Source organism: Enterobacter sp. Taxon_2 (assembly GCF_058355295.1).
Genome location: NZ_CM178024.1, coordinates 316446 through 336391 on the forward strand (window position 1 = coordinate 316446; position 19946 = coordinate 336391).

17 protein-coding genes are annotated in these 19946 nt (G+C 55.5%); 13 read left to right on the forward strand and 4 right to left on the reverse strand.

Annotation, left to right across the window (positions count from 1 at the left end):
* Positions 1-34: 34 nt before the first annotated feature.
* Positions 35-1018 (reverse strand): quinone oxidoreductase, encoded by a 984-nt coding sequence (locus tag AC4IC4_RS01435; protein WP_148770037.1) that lies wholly within the window; start codon positions 1016-1018, stop codon positions 35-37.
* Positions 1019-1084: 66 nt separating this feature from the next.
* On the opposite strand from AC4IC4_RS01435, the gene dnaB reads away from it, so the two are divergent.
* The 6 genes from dnaB to AC4IC4_RS01465 all read left to right on the forward strand — a co-directional run bounded on the left by dnaB (position 1085) and on the right by AC4IC4_RS01465 (position 6774).
* Complete coding sequence (gene dnaB / locus AC4IC4_RS01440) at positions 1085-2497, forward strand: replicative DNA helicase (protein ID WP_023310046.1); 1413 nt, start codon at positions 1085-1087, stop codon at positions 2495-2497.
* 16 nt (positions 2498-2513) lie between these two features.
* Entirely contained in the window at positions 2514-3593 is a 1080-nt protein-coding gene (gene alr / locus AC4IC4_RS01445) for an alanine racemase (protein WP_024906718.1), read from the forward strand.
* A 119-nt stretch (positions 3594-3712) separates the two neighbouring features.
* Positions 3713-4906, forward strand: a complete 1194-nt coding sequence (tyrB, locus tag AC4IC4_RS01450; protein WP_024906719.1) for an aromatic amino acid transaminase — start codon at positions 3713-3715, stop codon at positions 4904-4906.
* A 268-nt stretch (positions 4907-5174) separates the two neighbouring features.
* Positions 5175-5888 carry an acid phosphatase AphA gene (gene aphA / locus AC4IC4_RS01455; protein ID WP_024906720.1) on the forward strand — a complete coding sequence of 238 codons (714 nt, stop codon included), beginning with the start codon at positions 5175-5177 and terminating at the stop codon, positions 5886-5888.
* A gap of 113 nt (positions 5889-6001) precedes the next feature.
* A complete protein-coding gene (locus AC4IC4_RS01460; protein ID WP_024906721.1) occupies positions 6002-6418 on the forward strand; it encodes a secondary thiamine-phosphate synthase enzyme YjbQ in 417 nt (138 codons plus the stop codon).
* Between the two features lie 2 nt (positions 6419-6420).
* The gene (locus AC4IC4_RS01465; protein WP_023310053.1) at positions 6421-6774 is read left to right on the forward strand and encodes an MmcQ/YjbR family DNA-binding protein; all 354 of its coding nucleotides are present in this window, start codon (positions 6421-6423) and stop codon (positions 6772-6774) included.
* A gap of 3 nt (positions 6775-6777) precedes the next feature.
* Here AC4IC4_RS01465 and uvrA read toward each other — a convergent pair whose 3' ends face one another.
* Positions 6778-9600, reverse strand: a complete 2823-nt coding sequence (uvrA, locus tag AC4IC4_RS01470) for an excinuclease ABC subunit UvrA (protein WP_491472029.1) — start codon at positions 9598-9600, stop codon at positions 6778-6780.
* A gap of 250 nt (positions 9601-9850) precedes the next feature.
* Here uvrA and ssb1 point away from each other — a divergent pair, with 250 nt between their 5' ends.
* A complete protein-coding gene (ssb1, locus tag AC4IC4_RS01475) occupies positions 9851-10381 on the forward strand; it encodes a single-stranded DNA-binding protein SSB1 (RefSeq protein WP_023310055.1) in 531 nt (176 codons plus the stop codon).
* Between the two features lie 60 nt (positions 10382-10441).
* On the opposite strand, the gene AC4IC4_RS01480 is transcribed toward ssb1, so the two are convergent.
* Complete coding sequence (locus tag AC4IC4_RS01480) at positions 10442-10723, reverse strand: YjcB family protein (RefSeq protein WP_008503385.1); 282 nt, start codon at positions 10721-10723, stop codon at positions 10442-10444.
* Positions 10724-11213: 490 nt separating this feature from the next.
* Between AC4IC4_RS01480 and AC4IC4_RS01485 the strand changes: the two genes are divergently transcribed.
* Both AC4IC4_RS01485 and AC4IC4_RS01490 read left to right on the forward strand, forming a co-directional pair.
* The gene (locus AC4IC4_RS01485; RefSeq protein ID WP_032650610.1) at positions 11214-12617 is read left to right on the forward strand and encodes a sensor domain-containing diguanylate cyclase; all 1404 of its coding nucleotides are present in this window, start codon (positions 11214-11216) and stop codon (positions 12615-12617) included.
* A gap of 338 nt (positions 12618-12955) precedes the next feature.
* On the forward strand, positions 12956-14521 hold the full coding sequence (locus AC4IC4_RS01490; protein WP_024906725.1) for an EAL domain-containing protein: 1566 nt from the start codon (positions 12956-12958) through the stop codon (positions 14519-14521).
* A gap of 6 nt (positions 14522-14527) precedes the next feature.
* Here the strand turns inward: AC4IC4_RS01490 and soxS are convergent, their stop codons facing one another.
* Positions 14528-14854, reverse strand: coding sequence for a superoxide response transcriptional regulator SoxS (gene soxS, locus AC4IC4_RS01495; protein ID WP_008503387.1), 327 nt, complete (start codon positions 14852-14854; stop codon positions 14528-14530).
* Between the two features lie 98 nt (positions 14855-14952).
* Here soxS and soxR point away from each other — a divergent pair, with 98 nt between their 5' ends.
* The 4 genes from soxR to AC4IC4_RS01515 all read left to right on the forward strand — a co-directional run bounded on the left by soxR (position 14953) and on the right by AC4IC4_RS01515 (position 19891).
* Positions 14953-15411, forward strand: a complete 459-nt coding sequence (gene soxR, locus AC4IC4_RS01500; protein ID WP_008503388.1) for a redox-sensitive transcriptional activator SoxR — start codon at positions 14953-14955, stop codon at positions 15409-15411.
* 367 nt (positions 15412-15778) lie between these two features.
* Positions 15779-16450 (forward strand): glutathione S-transferase family protein, encoded by a 672-nt coding sequence (locus AC4IC4_RS01505; RefSeq protein WP_024906726.1) that lies wholly within the window; start codon positions 15779-15781, stop codon positions 16448-16450.
* A gap of 294 nt (positions 16451-16744) precedes the next feature.
* Positions 16745-18094, forward strand: a complete 1350-nt coding sequence (ghxP, locus tag AC4IC4_RS01510; RefSeq protein WP_032650612.1) for a guanine/hypoxanthine transporter GhxP — start codon at positions 16745-16747, stop codon at positions 18092-18094.
* A gap of 150 nt (positions 18095-18244) precedes the next feature.
* Positions 18245-19891 carry a Na+/H+ antiporter gene (locus AC4IC4_RS01515; protein WP_024906728.1) on the forward strand — a complete coding sequence of 549 codons (1647 nt, stop codon included), beginning with the start codon at positions 18245-18247 and terminating at the stop codon, positions 19889-19891.
* The last annotated feature ends 55 nt before the right edge of the window (positions 19892-19946 follow it).

Here is a 19946-nt window from a genome sequence, read left to right on the forward strand (position 1 = left end):
GCTTCCCACGGGAAGCCCAATTTCTTTTTGGGGCTCAGGGAATCAACAAACTCGACCCCTGCGTCGCCCGGCTCTCCAGCACCTCATGCGCGCGCTGCGCATCGGTTAGCGGGTATTTCTGCGCCTCTGCCACATCCACCTTAATGACGCCGCTGGCGATCAGCGAGAACAGCTCGTTGCTGGCTTCCTCAAGTTCTTCCCGGTTGGTGATGTATCCTTGCAGGGAAGGGCGAGTCACATACAGAGAACCTTTCTGGTTCAGGATGCCCAGGTTAACGCCGGTCACCGCGCCTGACGCATTCCCGAAGCTTACCATCAGACCACGGCGCTGCAGGCAGTCCAGCGAGGCTTCCCAGGTGTCTTTCCCTACCGAGTCATACACCACGCGCACTTTTTTGCCGCTGGTGATCTCCTTCAGCCGCTCAACAATACTCTCTTCACGGTAGTTAATCACCTGCCAGGCGCCCGCCTGCAGCGCGCGCTGCGCTTTTTGTGCATTTCCGACGGTGCCGATCAGCTTCGCGCCCAGTGCTTTTGCCCACTGACAGGCGATGAGCCCGACGCCACCCGCTGCGGCATGAAACAGGAACTGCTCGTCGGGTTTAATTTCATAGGTTTTGCGCAGCAGGTAGTAAACGGTTAAACCTTTCAGGAACGAGGCTGCTGCCTGCTCAAAGGAGATGGCGTTAGGCAGCAGGGCGGCTTTATCCGCCGGAACGTTGTGGACGGAGCTGTAAGCGCCCAGCGCAGACTGCGCGTACACCACGCGGTCGCCTTCTTTAATATGTTTGACCGCGCTGCCCACTTTGACGACGACACCGGCTGCCTCGGTGCCCAGGCCGCTCGGCATCGACGGAGGCGGGTAGAGCCCGCCGCGAATATAGGTGTCGATGTAGTTTATGCCGATGGCTTTGTTTTCAACCTGCACTTCGTTTTCGCCAGGCGCGGCTGGGGTGAACTCCACCGCTTTCAGTACGTCTGGCCCACCGTGTTTCTGGAATTCAATGCGCGTTGCCATGCTCCCTCCGTAAGAAAAATATGGTAATCTTTCGACCCACTCTTTATCTCGGTAACTCCATTCACTATGGCAGGAAACAAACCCTTCAACAAACAGACTGAACCTCGCGAGCGTGATTTCCAGGTCGCAGGGTTAAAAGTCCCGCCGCACTCGATTGAAGCGGAACAGTCGGTGTTGGGCGGTTTAATGCTGGATAACGAACGCTGGGACGACGTCGCCGAGCGCGTCGTGGCGGAAGATTTCTACACCCGTCCGCACCGCCACATCTTTACCGAAATGGCGCGTCTGCAGGAGTCGGGCAGCCCGATCGACCTGATTACGCTCGCGGAATCGCTGGAGCGTCTTGGGCAGCTCGACAGCTGCGGCGGATTTGCCTATCTGGCGGAACTGTCAAAAAACACGCCTAGTGCGGCGAACATCAGCGCTTATGCCGATATCGTGCGCGAACGTGCCGTCGTCCGCGAGATGATATCGGTGGCGAACGAGATCGCCGAGGCCGGTTTTGATCCGCAGGGTCGCACCAGCGAAGACCTGCTCGACCTTGCTGAGTCCCGCGTCTTTAAAATCGCCGAAAGCCGCGCCAATAAAGACGAAGGGCCAAAAAACATCGCCGATGTCCTCGACGCCACCGTGGCCCGTATCGAACAGCTGTTCCAGCAGCCGCACGATGGCGTCACCGGCGTGAACACCGGCTATGACGATTTGAACAAGAAAACCGCCGGCCTGCAGCCGTCGGATTTGATTATCGTCGCCGCGCGTCCGTCGATGGGTAAAACCACTTTTGCGATGAACCTCGTCGAAAACGCGGCGATGTTGCAGGATAAACCGGTACTGATCTTCAGTCTTGAGATGCCCTCCGAGCAGATCATGATGCGTTCCCTGGCATCGCTGTCGCGCGTGGATCAGACCCGCATCCGTACCGGTCAGCTCGACGATGAGGACTGGGCGCGCATCTCCGGCACCATGGGCATTCTGCTGGAAAAGCGTAACATCTATATCGATGACTCCTCCGGCCTGACGCCGACGGAAGTTCGCTCCCGCGCGCGCCGTATCGCCCGTGAACACGGCGGTATCGGCCTTATCATGATCGACTACCTTCAGCTGATGCGCGTCCCGTCGCTTTCAGACAACCGTACGCTGGAAATTGCCGAGATTTCCCGCTCTCTCAAGGCGTTAGCCAAAGAGCTGCACGTGCCGGTGGTGGCGCTGTCGCAGCTGAACCGCTCCCTGGAACAACGTGCTGACAAGCGCCCGGTCAACTCCGACCTGCGTGAATCCGGCTCCATCGAGCAGGATGCCGACTTAATCATGTTCATCTACCGTGATGAGGTTTATCACGAGAACAGCGACCTGAAAGGGATCGCCGAAATTATTATTGGTAAACAACGTAACGGCCCTATCGGGACGGTGCGTCTGACCTTTAACGGACAGTGGTCGCGTTTCGACAACTATGCCGGTCCTCAATATGATGATGAGTAATTTCTAAGGAATTCAAATGCAAGCGGCAACTGTTGTCATTAACCGCCGCGCTCTGCGACACAACCTGCAACGTCTGCGTGAACTGGCACCCGCCAGCAAGCTCGTTGCAGTCGTGAAAGCGAACGCTTACGGACACGGTCTTCTTGAGACCGCGCGAACGCTCCCCGATGCCGACGCCTTTGGCGTCGCCCGTCTTGAAGAAGCCCTTCGCCTGCGCGCGGGGGGGATTACCCAACCGATTCTGCTCCTCGAAGGCTTTTTCGAAGCCACAGATTTGCCGACCATTGCTGACCAGCATCTGCATACGGCAGTGCATAACGAAGAACAGCTGGCCGCACTTGAAACCGCCGAGCTGAGCGAGCCTGTGACCGTGTGGATGAAGCTCGACACGGGCATGCACCGTCTGGGCGTGCGTCCGGAGAGCGCGGAAGCGTTCTATCAGCGTTTATGCCGGTGCAAAAACGTGCGCCAGCCGGTGAATATCGTCAGCCATTTCGCCCGCGCCGATGAGCCCGAGTGCGGTGCGACCGAGCGGCAGCTGGATATCTTTAATACCTTCTGCGAAGGCAAGCCGGGGATGCGCTCGATTGCGGCATCCGGCGGTATTCTGCTGTGGCCGCAGTCGCATTTCGACTGGGCGCGACCGGGCATCATTCTCTACGGCGTGTCGCCACTGGAGAACAAACCCTGGGGGCCGGACTTTGGCTTCCAGCCGGTCATGTCACTGGTCTCTAACCTGATTGCTGTGCGTGACCATAAAGCGGGTGAGCCGGTGGGCTACGGCGGTACCTGGACCAGCGAGCGTGATACCCGCCTCGGCGTGGTGGCGATGGGCTATGGTGACGGCTATCCCCGCGCTGCGCCAACGGGTACGCCGGTTCTGGTCAACGGTCGCGAAGTGAAGATTGTCGGCCGCGTGGCGATGGATATGATTTGTGTTGATCTGGGGCCTGAAGCCCAGGATAAGCCTGGTGATGATGTCGTGATGTGGGGGGAAGGGCTGCCTGTTGAACGCATTGCTGAAATCACGCAAGTGAGTGCTTACGAACTTATCACGCGCCTGACCTCGCGGGTAGCGATGAAGTACATTGATTGAACTGCCAATGGAGTGAGGTTTTTATCCTCGCTCCAACTTTATTAACATCCTCTCGACCTTCTCCCACTTCCGGTTTATTGTTGAAATCCCTGCCTCATCGAATTCCGGAGAACCATCGCGTGTTTCAGAAAGTTGACGCCTATGCCGGCGACCCAATTCTCTCCTTAATGGAGCGTTTCAAAGAAGATCCTCGCAGCGACAAGGTGAACCTTAGCATCGGTTTGTATTACAACCACGAGGGTTTTATTCCTCAGCTGCAGGCCGTTGCCGAAGCCGAAGCGCGTCTGAACGCGGTTCCACACGGCGCGTCGCTCTATCTGCCGATGGAAGGGTTAAATACCTACCGCAGCACCATTGCGCCGCTGCTTTTTGGTGCCGATCATGCGGTGCTCGCGCAAAAACGCGTGGCGACCATCCAGACGCTGGGCGGTTCGGGTGCGCTGAAAGTGGGTGCAGACTTCCTGAAAAAATACTTCCCGGATTCAGGCGTGTGGGTCAGTGACCCGACGTGGGAAAACCACGTTGCGATCTTCGAGGGCGCAGGCTTCAAAGTGGCGACCTATCCGTGGTTTGACAGCGAAACTAACGGCGTGCGCGTTGAAGCGCTGCTGGAAAAACTGAACACCCTGCCGGAGCGCAGCATTGTGCTGCTGCATCCATGCTGCCATAACCCGACCGGTGCGGATCTCACCAATGCCCAGTGGGATGCGGTGATCGAGGTACTGAAGGCCCGTAACCTGATCCCGTTCCTCGATATTGCCTATCAGGGCTTTGGCGCGGGCATGGAAGAAGATGCCTATGCCATCCGCGCCGCTGCCAGCGCCGGGCTGCCTGTTCTGGTGAGTAACTCCTTCTCTAAAATCTTCTCCCTGTACGGTGAACGCGTTGGCGGTCTGTCCGTGGTGTGTGAAGACGCCGAAGCGGCAGGTCGCGTGCTCGGCCAGCTTAAGGCGACGGTGCGCCGCATCTACTCCAGCCCGCCTAACTTTGGTGCGCAGGTGGTGGCGACGGTTCTCGGTGACGAAAAGCTAAAAGCGTCCTGGCTTGCGGAAGTGGAAGCGATGCGTCAGCGCATTCAGACGATGCGTCAGGAGCTGGTTAACGTCCTGAAAGAGGCCGTGCCGGGACATAACTTCGACTATCTGCTCAAGCAGCGCGGGATGTTCAGCTATACCGGACTGAGTGCGGCCCAGGTCGATCGTCTGCGCGAAGAGTTCGGCGTCTACCTGATCGCCAGCGGCCGTATGTGCGTGGCGGGTCTGAATGCCAGCAACGTTCATCGCGTGGCGCAGGCGTTTGCTGCTGTAATGTAAGTATTCACTTACTTGCATGCTATATGTAGGCCGGGTAAGGCGCAGCCGCCACCCGGCTTTTTTGTTAGCGCCGGTGCCAATCATTGCCCGGTGGCGCTTCGCTTACCGGGCCTACGCGTTTCTTCTGCGCTTTGTGATCGTCTTCTTTTTATTCCCCTTCATAAGCAAAAACTCCTTCCCTTCACCTCCCGCTGGGGTTATGGTCGGATAGTTTTTTGACCATCTGCTCAAATTAAAACGATAACAAACTGAATATTCAGGGGAAAATATGCGCAAGATCACACTGGCGCTCAGCGCCGCCTGCTTATTGTTCTCGCTTAATAGCGCCGTCGTCGCGCGAGCTTCTGCCCCGACGCCGCTTTACACCGGCACCACCGCCGCCATTCTTGCCGAGCAGGCACCCATTCACTGGGTTTCCGTGGCCCAAATCGAAAACAGCCTGATGGGCCGTGCGCCAATGGCCGTGGGTTTTGACATTGACGATACCGTGCTGTTCTCAAGCCCCGGCTTCTGGCGCGGTAAGAAAACGTATTCACCCGACAGCGAAGCGTATCTGAAGAACCCGGAATTCTGGGAAAAAATGAATAATGGCTGGGACGAATTCAGCATCCCGAAAGAGGTTGCCCGTGCGCTTATTGCCATGCACGTGAAGCGCGGTGACAGCATTTATTTTGTAACCGGCCGCAGTCAGACCAAAACGGAAACCGTCTCTAAAACGCTGCAGGATGATTTCCAGATCCCGGCGACCAGCATGAACCCGGTCATTTTTGCGGGTGACAAAGAGGGGCAAAACACCAAAACCCAGTGGCTGGAAAAGAAAAACATCAAAGTGTTTTATGGCGATTCGGATAACGACATTACCGCCGCACAGGATGTGGGTGCCAGAGGGATCAGGGTGTTACGCGCGTCTAACTCAACCTATCGCCCGCTGCCGATGGCCGGAAAGTTTGGCGAAGAGGTGATCGTCAACTCGGAGTATTGAGCCCCTGGCAGCGAGTTTGACTCTTTTTTAATCAAATCTCGCTGCTGCGGGTTTTACCTTTCGTCTTCTTGCTGCACACTTAGAAAGATTCATCTTTCATCACGGAGCAGCCTATGTGGTACCAACAGACCCTGACCTTAAGCGCGAAGCCACGCGGATTTCACCTGGTGACGGATGAAGTCATCGGGCAACTCCGCGACCTGTCGCGCGTCAGAACGGGTTTGCTGCATCTGCTGCTTCAGCACACGTCCGCCTCTCTGACGCTGAATGAAAATTGCGATCCCACCGTCCGGTCCGACATGGAGCACCATTTTCTGAAGAGCGTCCCGGACAACGCGCCTTATGAGCATGACTATGAGGGGGCGGACGACATGCCTTCGCATATTAAATCCTCTTTGCTGGGCGTATCGCTGATGCTGCCGGTCCACAACGGGCGGCTGCTGTTGGGAACGTGGCAGGGGATCTGGCTGGGTGAGCATCGCATTCACGGTGGTTCGCGTAAAATTATCGCCACGCTACAAGGGGAATAAAGATGACAATTTCGGAGATACTTCAGTACTGCATGAGCAAGCCCGGCGCGGAGCAGAGCGTCCACAGCGACTGGAAAGCCACGCAGATTAAGGTAGGTGATGTGCTGTTTGCGATGGTTAAAGAGGTAGAAGGCCGTCCGGCGGCGTCGCTGAAAACCAGCCCTGAACTGGCGGATTTGCTGCGTCAGCAGCATGATGACGTGAGGCCGAGCAAGCACCTCAATAAGGCGCACTGGAGCACCGTCTATCTGGATGGATCGATTCCAGGATCACAGATTTACTACCTGGTGGATGCGTCCTATCAGCAGGCGGTTGAGCTGCTGCCGGAAACCACCCGACAGCAACTCTCCGTGTGACAACTACAGCAATGGTTTAAGGAAGCGCGCGGTGTGCGAGGCTTCGCACTCTGCAACGGTCTCTGGCGTACCGGAGACAAGAATTTCACCGCCGCCGCTGCCGCCTTCCGGGCCGAGATCGACAATCCAGTCCGCGGTTTTAATCACGTCCAGGTTGTGCTCAATCACCACGATAGTGTTGCCCTGATCGCGCAACTGATGCAGCACCTCGAGCAGTTGCTGGATGTCGGCAAAGTGCAGACCGGTAGTCGGCTCATCAAGTATGTACAGCGTCTGACCGGTGCCGCGTTTTGACAGCTCACGCGCCAGCTTCACGCGCTGCGCTTCACCACCGGAAAGCGTTGTCGCCGACTGCCCCAGACGAATGTAGGTCAGGCCCACGTCCATCAGCGTCTGCAGCTTACGCGCCAGCGCAGGGACGGCGTCAAAGAACTCGCGCGCCTCTTCGATGGTCATATCCAGCACTTCGTGGATGGTCTTGCCTTTGTACTTAATCTCCAGCGTTTCGCGGTTATAGCGTTTGCCTTTGCACTGGTCGCACGGCACGTAGATATCCGGCAGGAAGTGCATCTCAACCTTGATCACGCCATCGCCCTGGCACGCTTCGCAGCGGCCACCGCGCACGTTAAAGCTGAAACGTCCTGGCGTATAGCCGCGGGAGCGTGCTTCCGGCACACCGGCAAACAGTTCACGTACGGGCGTGAAAACGCCGGTATAGGTCGCCGGGTTAGAGCGCGGGGTACGGCCAATCGGGCTCTGGTCGATGTCGATAACCTTATCGAAATGCTCCAGCCCCTGGATGTCGCGGTACGGTGCAGGCTCGGCCAGCGTCGCGCCGTTCAGCGCCGTCTGCGCAATCGGGAACAGCGTATCGTTGATCAGCGTCGATTTACCGGAACCGGACACGCCGGTGATGCAGGTAAACAGGCCAACCGGCAGCGTCAGGGTGACGTCTTTCAGGTTGTTGCCGCGCGCGCCGGTCAGCTTCAGCACTTTTGCCGGATCTGCCGCTACGCGCTGTTTTGGCACTTCAATCTTGCGCTTGCCGCTCATGTACTGACCGGTCAGTGACTCGGGTACCGCCATAATGTCCTTCAGCGTCCCTTCTGCAACGACCTGACCGCCGTGCACGCCTGCGCCAGGGCCAATGTCGATGACGTGGTCAGCCGCACGGATCGCATCTTCGTCGTGCTCCACCACGATCACCGTGTTGCCGAGATTGCGCAGGTGGATCAGGGTGCCGAGCAGGCGCTCGTTGTCGCGCTGGTGCAGGCCGATGGACGGCTCGTCCAGTACGTACATCACGCCGACTAAGCCCGCGCCAATCTGGCTGGCCAGACGGATACGCTGAGCCTCACCGCCGGAGAGCGTTTCCGCCGAGCGGGAAAGCGTCAGGTAGTTCAGGCCGACGTTCACCAGGAACTTCAGGCGATCGCCGATCTCTTTCAGCACTTTTTCGGCAATTTTCGCGCGCTGGCCAGAGAGCTTCAGGTTATTGAAGAAGTCCATCGCGTGGCCGATGCTCATGTCTGAGATGGTCGGCAGCGCCGTGTTTTCCACAAACACGTGGCGCGCTTCGCGACGCAGACGCGTGCCCTCGCAGGTGGCGCAGGAGCGGTTGCTGATGAACTTCGCCAGCTCTTCGCGTACCGCGCTGGATTCGGTCTCTTTGTAGCGGCGCTCCATATTGTGCAGCACCCCTTCGAACGGGTGACGACGCACGGAGGTATCGCCGCGATCGTTCATGTACTTGAACTCAATGTTCTCTTTACCGGAACCGAACAGGATCACTTTGTGCACGTTTGGGCTCAGGCTGGCCCACGGCGCTTCGACGTCGAACTTGTAGTGCTCTGCCAGCGATTTCAGCATCTGGAAGTAGTAGAAGTTACGCTTGTCCCAGCCGCGAATGGCCCCGCCCGCCAGCGACAGTTCCGGGTTCTGGATCACGCGGTCCGGATCGAAATATTGCTGGACGCCCAGGCCGTCACACGTCGGGCACGCGCCCGCCGGGTTGTTAAAGGAGAACAGGCGCGGTTCAAGCTCGCGCATACTGTAACCGCAAATCGGGCAGGCAAAGTTGGCGGAGAAGAGCAGCTCTTCCGCTTTCGGGTCGTCCATGTCGGAGACCACGGCCGTGCCGCCAGAGAGTTCCAGCGCGGTTTCAAAGGATTCCGCCAGACGCGTGGCGAGATCGTCACGCACCTTGAAGCGGTCAATCACCACTTCGATGGTGTGCTTCTTCTGCAGCTCCAGCTTGGGCGGATCGGACAGGTCGCACACTTCACCGTCGATACGGGCGCGGATATAGCCCTGGCTTGCCAGGTTTTCCAGCGTCTTGGTGTGTTCGCCCTTACGCTCTTTGATGATTGGCGCCAGCAGCATCAGGCGTTTGCCTTCCGGCTGCGACAGCACGTTATCCACCATCTGGCTGACGGTCTGGGCCGCCAGCGGGACGTCGTGGTCCGGGCAGCGCGGCTCACCCACGCGGGCATACAGCAGACGCAGGTAGTCATGAATTTCGGTAATGGTACCGACCGTTGAACGCGGGTTATGCGAGGTGGACTTCTGCTCAATAGAAATAGCAGGGGACAACCCTTCAATATGGTCAACATCCGGTTTTTCCATCAGCGACAGGAACTGACGCGCGTACGCAGAGAGTGATTCAACGTAACGACGCTGTCCTTCGGCATACAGGGTGTCGAAAGCCAGTGAGGATTTGCCAGACCCCGAAAGCCCGGTCACGACAATGAGTTTGTCGCGAGGGATTATGAGGTTGATATTCTTGAGATTGTGGGTGCGGGCGCCCCGAACTTCGATCTTATCCATTCACCTTTCCCGGTTGGAACACGGATTGCCTGATTTGTTTGAAGGACAAACGGCTGTCAGAAACGGCTAATTATGACACAATTTAACCTGTTTGAATATACAGTATTGGAATGCATTTTCTGATTCGCTGTGTAACAATGTCGAGTTGCGGGAGAACTCTGGAACGTGCTACGCAACTATCAAAGTGCAGCATGGAAATGGTACACTCGCGCGTTTACACTATTAAGAAACGTATTCAGGAGACACGAACATGGCCAGCAGAGGCGTAAACAAGGTGATTCTCGTCGGTAATCTGGGCCAGGACCCGGAAGTACGCTACATGCCGAGTGGTGGCGCAGTTGCCAACATTACGCTGGCTACTTCCGAATCCTGGCGTGATAAAGCGACCGGAGAGATGAAAGAGCAGACCGAATGGCACCGCGTTGTGCTGTTTGGCAAACTGGCCGAAGTGGCCGGTGAGTATCTGCGTAAAGGTTCTCAGGTCTATATCGAAGGCCAGCTGCGCACCCGCAAATGGACCGATCAGTCCGGTGCTGAGAAGTACACCACTGAAGTCGTGGTTAACGTGGGCGGTACCATGCAGATGCTGGGTGGCCGTCAGGGCGGCGGTGCACCAGCAGGTGGCGGCCAGAGTCAGCAGCAGGGCGGTTGGGGTCAGCCTCAGCAGCCGCAGGGCGGCAACCAGTTCAGCGGTGGCGCGCAGTCTCGCCCGCAGCAGCAGTCTGCTCCGGCACCGTCTAACGAACCGCCAATGGATTTCGACGACGACATTCCGTTCTGATCAACGGATGAGAAAACAAAAAACCCAGACATCGTCTGGGTTTTTTTATTGATGAAGGGATCAGGTAATGACCATCGGCCAGTCTGGCGGCGTGTGGCTCATTGCTTCCACCATCACCACTTTAATGTTTTCCCAGACGGCGGCGATATCCAGCAGGGTAATGCCAAGCAGACCCGTTGCAAACCAGCAGGCTGCACCCAGCCCCAGCAGGGTGCTGATGACAGCGAGACCCGCATAGTCAGATTTACGAAACTGAATGTTCAGCGTGCTGGCTAAAAACATCAGCACCGCACTCAACAAAGGCCAGCGCAGGAGAACCATGCTGGTAGTAATGGTTGCCATAAAACCCATCCTCAACAAAACAGACGAACTGAATGAAACAGATTTTTTCGTTACACTATATGTGTGAACTATATCACATTTGCTGTTTTATTCGCCAGTCCCGGAGTGATGAAAAACGGGTGATTCATAGCTGCCGAGAATCAGTGGGCGCATGAGTGAAAATATATCTTTGCTGGCTAAGTTCTCCAGTTCCCGTACTCTTTATAATGAATTCATTGAGATAGCAAAACTGATGCAAAAGGATGCTCACTGTACAATGTTTACAGCAATAACCCTATGGCTTATGCTTGAGTGGACAATTAATTTTACTCGCAGCTAACCTTTCAGGTTTTTGAATTTAATTATTTTTTTATTTCTTTGTACGTTTTTAATTACACACAACGTTGTTTTTAATTCGCTACGCTGAGATTCAGCCTGTGCGTTGGTTTGTCGATTTTTCGAATCTGAAGAAAGTTGCGTCCGGTTTATCGCCTGATAATCAGCGAAAAAAATGAAAGAAAACCGACGTGAGATTGTTAATGACAGCATGCAAGCGTTGCATGCGCTGGCTAAGCTGATGCCTCAGCTTCATGCTCAATGTTCTCTGACCGACATGCTGACGACCATCAGTCGCGCGCTGGGCGCAAGTCTTGCCTGGGTAAGCGTTAATGGTGATGACGGGCTACAGCGCGTGGTATGCGCCGGGGAGATGACCTGCCATCCCTTCGAAGTGGCCGATTTCCTGGCGGACACCCTGCTCCAGCGGCATCATCGTTCATGGCGAGTAGTCTACTGGAAAGAGAATATTGGCCGTGCGTTATTTCCTCCTCAGCACCCGGGCTATGCGCAGTTGCATAGCGGTGTCCTGTGCAAACTTTCAACCCATAACTGGCACTGCAGTGGTTATTTCTTTTTAGCGTTTGATGAACGACTCTCTTCTCTGCCAATTCTGAAAAATATCGTCGTGGTGCTGGTCGAAAAATTAAAAGACTATTTCGCGGAAATTATTGCCCGGGAGAAAACAGCCCAGGAAATGCAGCGTGTCGTGACGCAATATAAGACGCTTTTTGAACGCGCCCCGGTTTTAATGAACTCTTTCGACAAATTTAACCGCTGCGTGCTGTGGAATGCCGAATGTGAAAAAGTATTCGGCTGGACGATGGCGGAGATCGCGGAACATGCCGATCCGCTTTCGCTGTTTTATCCCGACCCTGAAGAGCGGCGGCGGGTAAGAGAGTCGGTCAATGTCTCGCCGCTGAAGGATATGTATGAGTGGCATCCGCTACGCAAAGACGGCACCCCGCTGACGGTGCTGTGGTCCAACATTCTGTTGCCGGACAACTCTATCCTCAATATTGGGCTGGATATCACCGAGCGGAAAAAAGCCGAACAGCAGCTGCAGGTAAAAGCCACTACTGACGATCTCACCGGCTGCTTTAACCGTTCGGCGATTTTGCAGCAGCTTGAGCTTGCGCTGGCGGCCAGTGCCCGGCAGGAGGTTAACAGCCATTTTTGCGTCCTGATGTTTGACCTGGATTTCTTCAAACAGATCAACGATGAGTGGGGGCACCCGGTGGGTGATGCGGCACTCCTTCACTTTTGTAACGCGATCCGTGAGTTATCACCTTCAGATTCGGCATTAGGGCGCGTGGGAGGAGAAGAGTTTTTGCTCTTGCTGGCGCAAACAAACGGCAATGGCGCTGCGCAATTATCCGCCAGGTTGCGCACCTTTCTGCAAACCAACCCGCTGGCCGTGGGGGAGAGAAAAGTGTCGCTGTCATTTAGTGCCGGGGTTGTGGAAGTAAGCGGAGGACAGCGGGATACTTCAGTCTTGCTGAGGCGTGCCGATAAAGCATTATATGAGGCCAAGCATTCGGGGCGAGGAAAAACGGTGGTGGCAGCTGATTATTTATAAATCAACGAACAAAATACGCCCGAACAAATAGCATAAAATGCCATGTCGAGGTTATGATTTTTCGCGCTGTTACAAGTTTGGCTTAATCAACAATCGTCTGTTGTGTTATCTTCCCACCGCCCTTGCGGGCTGGATAATTATTTTCCTTAATTGAAACGGAACGAATACTTACAGTTTAGCTTACGGGAAAATATTATCGTCATAACGAAATTTAAGATTTTTAATACGAAAAGTCAGTTGCTAACTTCGCATGATTCATGCAACGTAATCACCTGTTTAACAAAGCATCCGGCCTTCATTACTACAGGCGTACAACATGCAGGGATATAGGGCGGGAAATGAATCGTAGCGCGCGGCGCAAAATGCTCAGGGTGGTAGGGATCATCATGGTAGTTATGCTGCCTGTGATGCTTGCGCTATGGTTTGCCCAGCTACGAGCCGTATCTGAAACAAGCGCCCAGCTACGGACATTTGCTGAACTGGCTTTAGACAAAACAGAACTGGTTATTCAACAGGTTGATCTGGCCCGGGACGAGGCTGAAAAATATCAGGGTGAGCTTTGCACGCCGGGACATCGTCAATATATGCTGAACGTTGTTCGTGGCCGCCTGTTTGTCGCCGATTTAATTTACGCTCAAGGTCAGAATTTTCTTTGTTCGACCGTTTTTACACCGGATCACCCCTACGCTATTCCTGTCGCTAATTACACGCGTAAACCTGACGTCGCTATCTATTATTATCGCGATACCCCATTTTATACTGGTTATAAAATGACATATATGCAGCGCGGAAATTATGTGGTGGTCGTCAATCCACTTTCATACAGCGAAGTCATGTCCGCGGATCATTCTCTCTCATGGGGAGTGTACGACACGGTAACCAATGCTTTCTTTTCCGTCAGCCAGAAAGCCAATGTTTCTTTATTAAATTCGATGATTCGGGATAAGGAATCGGTATTTCAAAAAGATAACCGCTTTTATACGATCGTAAGTTCCCCCAAAAGACCGATTGCGGCCATTGTATCGACATCGAATAAACGCTTTTATGAAACGCTTTATCACCAGGCGACGTTGACGCTGCCGCTGGGCATGATCTGCAGCATTATTATTTTGCTGGTATGGTCCCGTACACATCGTGAGCTCAATTCGCCGGGGCGCTTACTGCACCGGGCACTGACCAAACGACAGCTGTGCGTGCACTATCAGCCGATTATTGATATCAAGAACAACCGGTGCGTGGGCGCGGAGGCGTTATTACGCTGGCCTGGTTTTAACGGGCAGGTGATGAGTCCGGCGGAGTTTATTCCGCTGGCGGAAAATGAGGGGATGAGCGAGCGGATCACAGACTATGTCGTTGAAGAGGTGTTCAGCGATCTGGGCCATTTCCTGGCCGAGCATCCCCATCTCTATATTTCGATTAACCTGTCGGCCACGGATTTCCACTCCTCGCGGCTGATCGCCATGATTTCCGAGAAGGCTCGCCATTACGCCGTCCGTGCGCAGCAAATCAAAATAGAAGTGACAGAACGCGGTTTTATCGATGTGCCAAAAACCACGCCGGTGATACAGGCTTTCCGTCAGGCGGGTTATGAAGTCGCGATTGATGATTTTGGTACCGGTTACTCGAACCTGCACAACCTCTACTCGCTGAACGTGGATATCCTGAAAATCGATAAATCGTTTATCGATACCTTAACGACCAACAGCACCAGCCACCTGATCGCCGAGCATATTATCGAGATGGCGCAAAGCCTGCGGCTGAAAACCATTGCGGAAGGGGTAGAGACGGCAGAGCAGGTGAGCTGGCTGTTGAAGCGCGGCGTCCAGTTTTGTCAGGGATGGCACTTCGCGAAAGCGATGCCGCCCCAGGAATTTATGACCTGGCAGCAGCAACCTTTGCACTGATATTCATTAATTCAACTGGTGGCGATAGTCGCTCGGCGTGCGGTCAAACTCGCGGCGAAACACGCGGGAAAAGGTTTGTTGCGACACATAGCCAAGATCCATCGCGATATCAAAAATTGGCCGCTGCGTTGAGCGTAGCGCCTGCGCCGCCAGCAGCAGTCTGCGCTGGCGAATGTACTCACCCAGGGTCTGATGCATGACCGTGCGGAACATTCTCTGTAAATACCATTTCGAATAGCCCGACTTTTTAGCGACCACATCGATGTTCAACGGTTGGTCGATATGGTCATCAATCCATTCAATAAGCGTCTGAATAATCTGCTGATGCGACATAAGGTTGCCCCTCTGTAGATACAACTATCTCGGTTAATTCGTCGTTTTCTCTGCGGGGGAGTATAATTCCTCAAGTTAACTTGAGGTAAAGAGGTTTTATGGAAAAGAGATTGCCGCGAATTAAAGCGCTTTTAACCCCCGGCGAAGTGGCAAAGCGAAGCGGCGTTGCCGTGTCGGCGCTCCACTTCTATGAAAGCAAAGGGTTAATCAAGAGTATCCGTAACGGAGGAAACCAGCGCCGCTATACCCGCGATGTGCTCCGCTACGTGGCGATTATCAAAATTGCGCAACGAATCGGAATTCCCCTGGCCACGATCGGCGAGGCCTTTGGGGTGCTGCCGGAAGGGCACACGCTGAGCCCGAAAGAGTGGAAAGAGCTGTCATCCCAGTGGCGCGAAGAGCTGGACAGGCGTATCCATACGCTGGTCGCGCTGCGTGACGAACTGGATGGCTGCATTGGCTGCGGCTGCCTGTCGCGGAGCGATTGTCCGTTGCGTAACCCCGGGGACAAACTGGGCGAGCAGGGGACGGGGGCACGGTTGCTGGAAGAGGATTGAGATTGTGCGGCCGGTTTGCCGGGTGGCGGCTGCGCCTTACCCGGCCTACAAAACCGAGAACGTAGGCCGGGTAAGCGAAGCGCCACCCGCAAAAAGCACATAAAGAACTAAAGCGCCACATAAGGGCGCTTTAGTTTTTCCCGGTCTTTGTCTTTCACTCTATCCCGCTGGTTCACGGGAGGGTTTCCCCCGACGTCAGCACCCCTCGTGTCGAGCTGGTTGGGGAGGTTCCGGATTGTGCTGACACTTTAATTCTATGCAAGACCCGTTTTTTCGCCAGCCTCGCTGACCGGTTTTTAGCCGAATTTTTTTCGCGGTGTTGTTCAATTTTCTATAGTTAAAAAGTATGAATAACCAGGAGAAAACCATGCTCACGGTACATCACCTAAACCAGTCGCGCTCGCATCGCGTTATCTGGGCGCTGGAAGAACTCGGCCTGCCTTATGAGATCGTTCACTATCAGCGTGAAAAGAACATGCTGGCACCTGAGGCTCTCAAAAAAGTGCATCCGTTGGGCAAATCACCGGTCATCGAAGATAACGGACTGATTCTCGCAGAGTCAGGCGCCATTCTGGAGTATCTGCAGGAAACGTACGATGCCGAGTCGCGGCTTAAGCCTTTAGATCCGGCGCATAAGGTGCAGTACCGCTTCTGGCTGCACTACGCGGAAGGATCCCTGATGCCGCTGCTGTTAATGAAGCTGGTCTTCAACAGCCTCGGCAAGCCGCCGGTGCCGTTTGGTATCAGAACTTTGGGCAAAGCGCTGGGGCAGGGGGTGCAGAAAGCGTACCTCAACCGTCAACTGGAAACCCATGCGCGCTTTATTGAGTCGCACCTTGCCAAAAACAGCTGGTTTGCCGGGGATGCGCTCAGCATGGCCGATATTCAGATGAGCTTTCCGATCTTTGCCCTGCTGGCGCGCGGCGGTATCGCTAATCTGCCGCATATTCAGGCCTGGAAGACAAAAGTTGAGAGCAGCCCTGGCTGGCAAAGAACTCTGGAGCAAGGGGGGCCGTTATCTATCCCGGGCGAGGACTGAAATGTAAACAAATTGCGCATAGACGATAACGTTTGCGCATCCTCTGTTTATTTCTTCAGCGTCATAAGTGAATTTTAGCGAAAAACGATAAAGTTCAGTTGAAAAGGGCGGGGATTAGGCTAGATAATCGTTTGCCTTAATTTGACCACCCGTTTGTAAGCGCGGAGCTAAACGTTTGCTTTTTTTGTGACGCCCTTTCGTCGCAAACGCAACACAAGGATTTGACGTTTAGCTGGCAGCGGCGTCTCCACCTCGCTTACGGACTTCCTAAAAAACTCTCAGGGGATGTTTTCTATGTCTACGCCATCTGCGCGTACTGGCGGTTCACTTGACGCCATGTTTAAAATTTCGGCCCGCGGCAGCACCGTGCGCCAGGAGATCGTTGCCGGTTTGACAACGTTTCTGGCGATGGTTTACTCCGTCATCGTTGTGCCGGGCATGCTGGGCAAAGCAGGCTTCCCGCCAGCGGCTGTCTTTGTGGCAACCTGCCTTGTGGCCGGCGTAGGCTCCATCGTGATGGGCCTGTGGGCGAACCTGCCGCTGGCGATTGGTTGCGCCATCTCTCTGACCGCGTTTACCGCGTTCAGCCTGGTGCTGGGCCAGCACATCAGCGTACCGGTTGCGCTGGGTGCCGTGTTCCTGATGGGTGTGCTGTTTACCGTGATTTCAGCGACCGGCATCCGTAGCTGGATTTTGCGCAACCTGCCGCAGGGCGTGGCGCACGGTACCGGTATCGGCATCGGCCTGTTCCTGCTGCTGATCGCCGCCAACGGCGTCGGTCTGGTCATCAAGAACCCGCTGGACGGTCTGCCGGTGGCGCTGGGCCACTTCGCCAGCTTCCCGGTGATTATGTCGCTGATCGGTCTGGCGGTGATTATCGGTCTGGAAAAACTGAAAGTCCCGGGCGGCATTCTGCTGACCATTATCGGCGTTTCCATTGTTGGCCTGATTTTCGATCCGAACGTCCATTTCTCCGGCATTTTCGCCATGCCGTCGCTGAGCGATGACAAAGGCAACTCCCTGATTGGCAGCCTGGATATTGTCGGCGCGCTGAACCCGGTGATCCTGCCAAGCGTGCTGGCGCTGGTGATGACCGCAGTGTTTGACGCGACCGGTACCATCCGCGCGGTGGCCGGTCAGGCGAACCTGCTGGATAAAGACGGTCAGATTATTGATGGCGGCAAAGCGCTGACCACTGACTCCCTGAGCAGCGTCTTCTCTGGCCTGGTGGGTGCGGCACCTGCGGCGGTGTACATCGAATCCGCAGCGGGTACGGCGGCAGGCGGTAAAACCGGCCTGACGGCGATCACCGTCGGCGTGCTGTTCATGCTGATCCTGTTCCTCTCTCCGCTCTCCTATCTGGTTCCGGCGTATGCGACTGCGCCAGCGCTGATGTACGTTGGCCTGCTGATGCTGAGCAACGTGGCGAAAATCGACTTTGCAGACTTCGTGGACGCGATGTCCGGCCTGATCACCGCAGTCTTTATCGTGCTGACCTGTAACATCGTGACCGGCATTATGATCGGCTTCGCTTCGCTGGTGATTGGTCGTCTGGTCTCCGGTGAGTGGCGCAAGCTGAATATCGGCACCGTGATTATCGCCGTTGCGCTGGTGGCGTTCTACGCGGGCGGCTGGGCAATCTAAGTTGTCCATTGATGCGAAAACGGGTGGCTCAGGCCGCCCGTTTTTATTTTCAGGACTCATCCTGTTGCCTTTTGCGTTACTCTGGGGAAGATAGAATAAAAGGCACGACGCCTTCCGGAGTACATAAGCAACACAGCAAACAGGGAACGCATGGAAATCTTCTTCACAATACTCATCATGACCCTTGTGGTCTCGCTATCCGGGGTGGTTACACGCGTACTGCCCTTTCAGGTCCCCCTGCCATTAATGCAAATTGCCATCGGCGCGCTGCTGGCGTGGCCGACGTTTGGCCTGCACGTGGAATTTGACCCCGAACTGTTCCTCGTGCTGTTTATCCCGCCACTGCTGTTTGCCGATGGCTGGAAAACGCCCACGCGCGAATTCCTTGAGCACGGGCGCGAGATCTTCGGCCTGGCGCTGGCGCTGGTGGTGGTCACCGTCGTCGGGATTGGTTTTCTGATCTACTGGGCGGTACCGGGCATTCCGTTAATACCGGCTTTTGCGCTGGCCGCCGTGCTGTCGCCAACCGATGCCGTGGCGCTGTCCGGCATTGTGGGTGAAGGCCGTATTCCGAAGAAAATCATGGGGATTTTACAGGGGGAGGCGCTGATGAACGACGCCTCCGGCCTGGTTGCCCTGAAGTTTGCCGTGGCCGTTGCGATGGGCACGATGGTCTTTACCGTCGGCGGCGCGACGCTGGAGTTCTTCAAGGTGGCGATTGGCGGTATTCTCGCGGGCTTCGTGGTGAGCTGGCTGTACGGCCGCTCATTGCGTTTCCTCAGCCGCTGGGGCGGCGATGAACCCGCTACGCAGATCGTACTGCTGTTCCTGCTGCCGTTTGCCTCTTATCTGATTGCCGAACATATCGGCGTATCGGGCATTCTGGCGGCAGTGGCGGCAGGGATGACCATTACCCGCTCCGGCGTGATGCGCCGCGCGCCGCTGGCCATGCGTCTGCGTGCCAACAGCACCTGGGCCATGCTGGAGTTTGTCTTTAACGGCATGGTATTCCTGCTGTTGGGCCTGCAGCTGCCGGGCATTATGGAATCCTCGCTGGTGGCGGCCGAAGCCGACCCGAACGTTGAGGTCTGGATGCTGTTTACCGACATCGTGTTGATCTACCTGGCACTGATGCTGGTGCGTTTCGGCTGGCTGTGGACGATGAAAAACTTCAGCGTCCGTTTCCTGAAGAAAAAGCCGATGGAGTTCGGCTCGTGGACAACGCGTGAACTGCTGATTGCTTCTTTTGCGGGCGTACGCGGGGCGATCACCCTTGCCGGTGTCCTCTCCATTCCGCTGCTGCTGCCGACGGGCGACGTCTTCCCGGCGCGCTACGAGCTGGTCTTCCTGGCGGCGGGCGTGATTCTGTTCTCACTGTTTGTCGGCGTGATTATGCTGCCGATTTTACTCCAGCATATTGATGCCGGTGATTCGACCCAGCAGCATAAAGAGGAGCGTATTGCGCGGGCGGCTACCGCCGAAGTGGCGATTGTCGCTATCCAGAAAATGGAAGAACGCCTGGCCGCGGATGCGGAAGAGAACATCGACAATCAGCTGCTGACGGAAGTGAGTTCCCGCGTGATTGGTAACCTGCGCCGTCGCGCGGACGGGCGTAACGACGTGGAAAGCTCGCTGCAGGAGGAGAACCTTGAGCGTCGGTTCCGTCTGGCGGCGCTGCGCTCCGAGCGTGCCGAGCTGTATCACCTGCGCGCCACGCGCCAGATCAGCAACGAGACGCTGCAAAAACTGCTGCACGATCTGGATCTGCTGGAAGCGCTGTTGATAGAGAATCAGTAGCGCTGTTTTGCCGGGTGGCGGCTTCGCCTTACCCGGCCTACGGTTCGAACGTAGG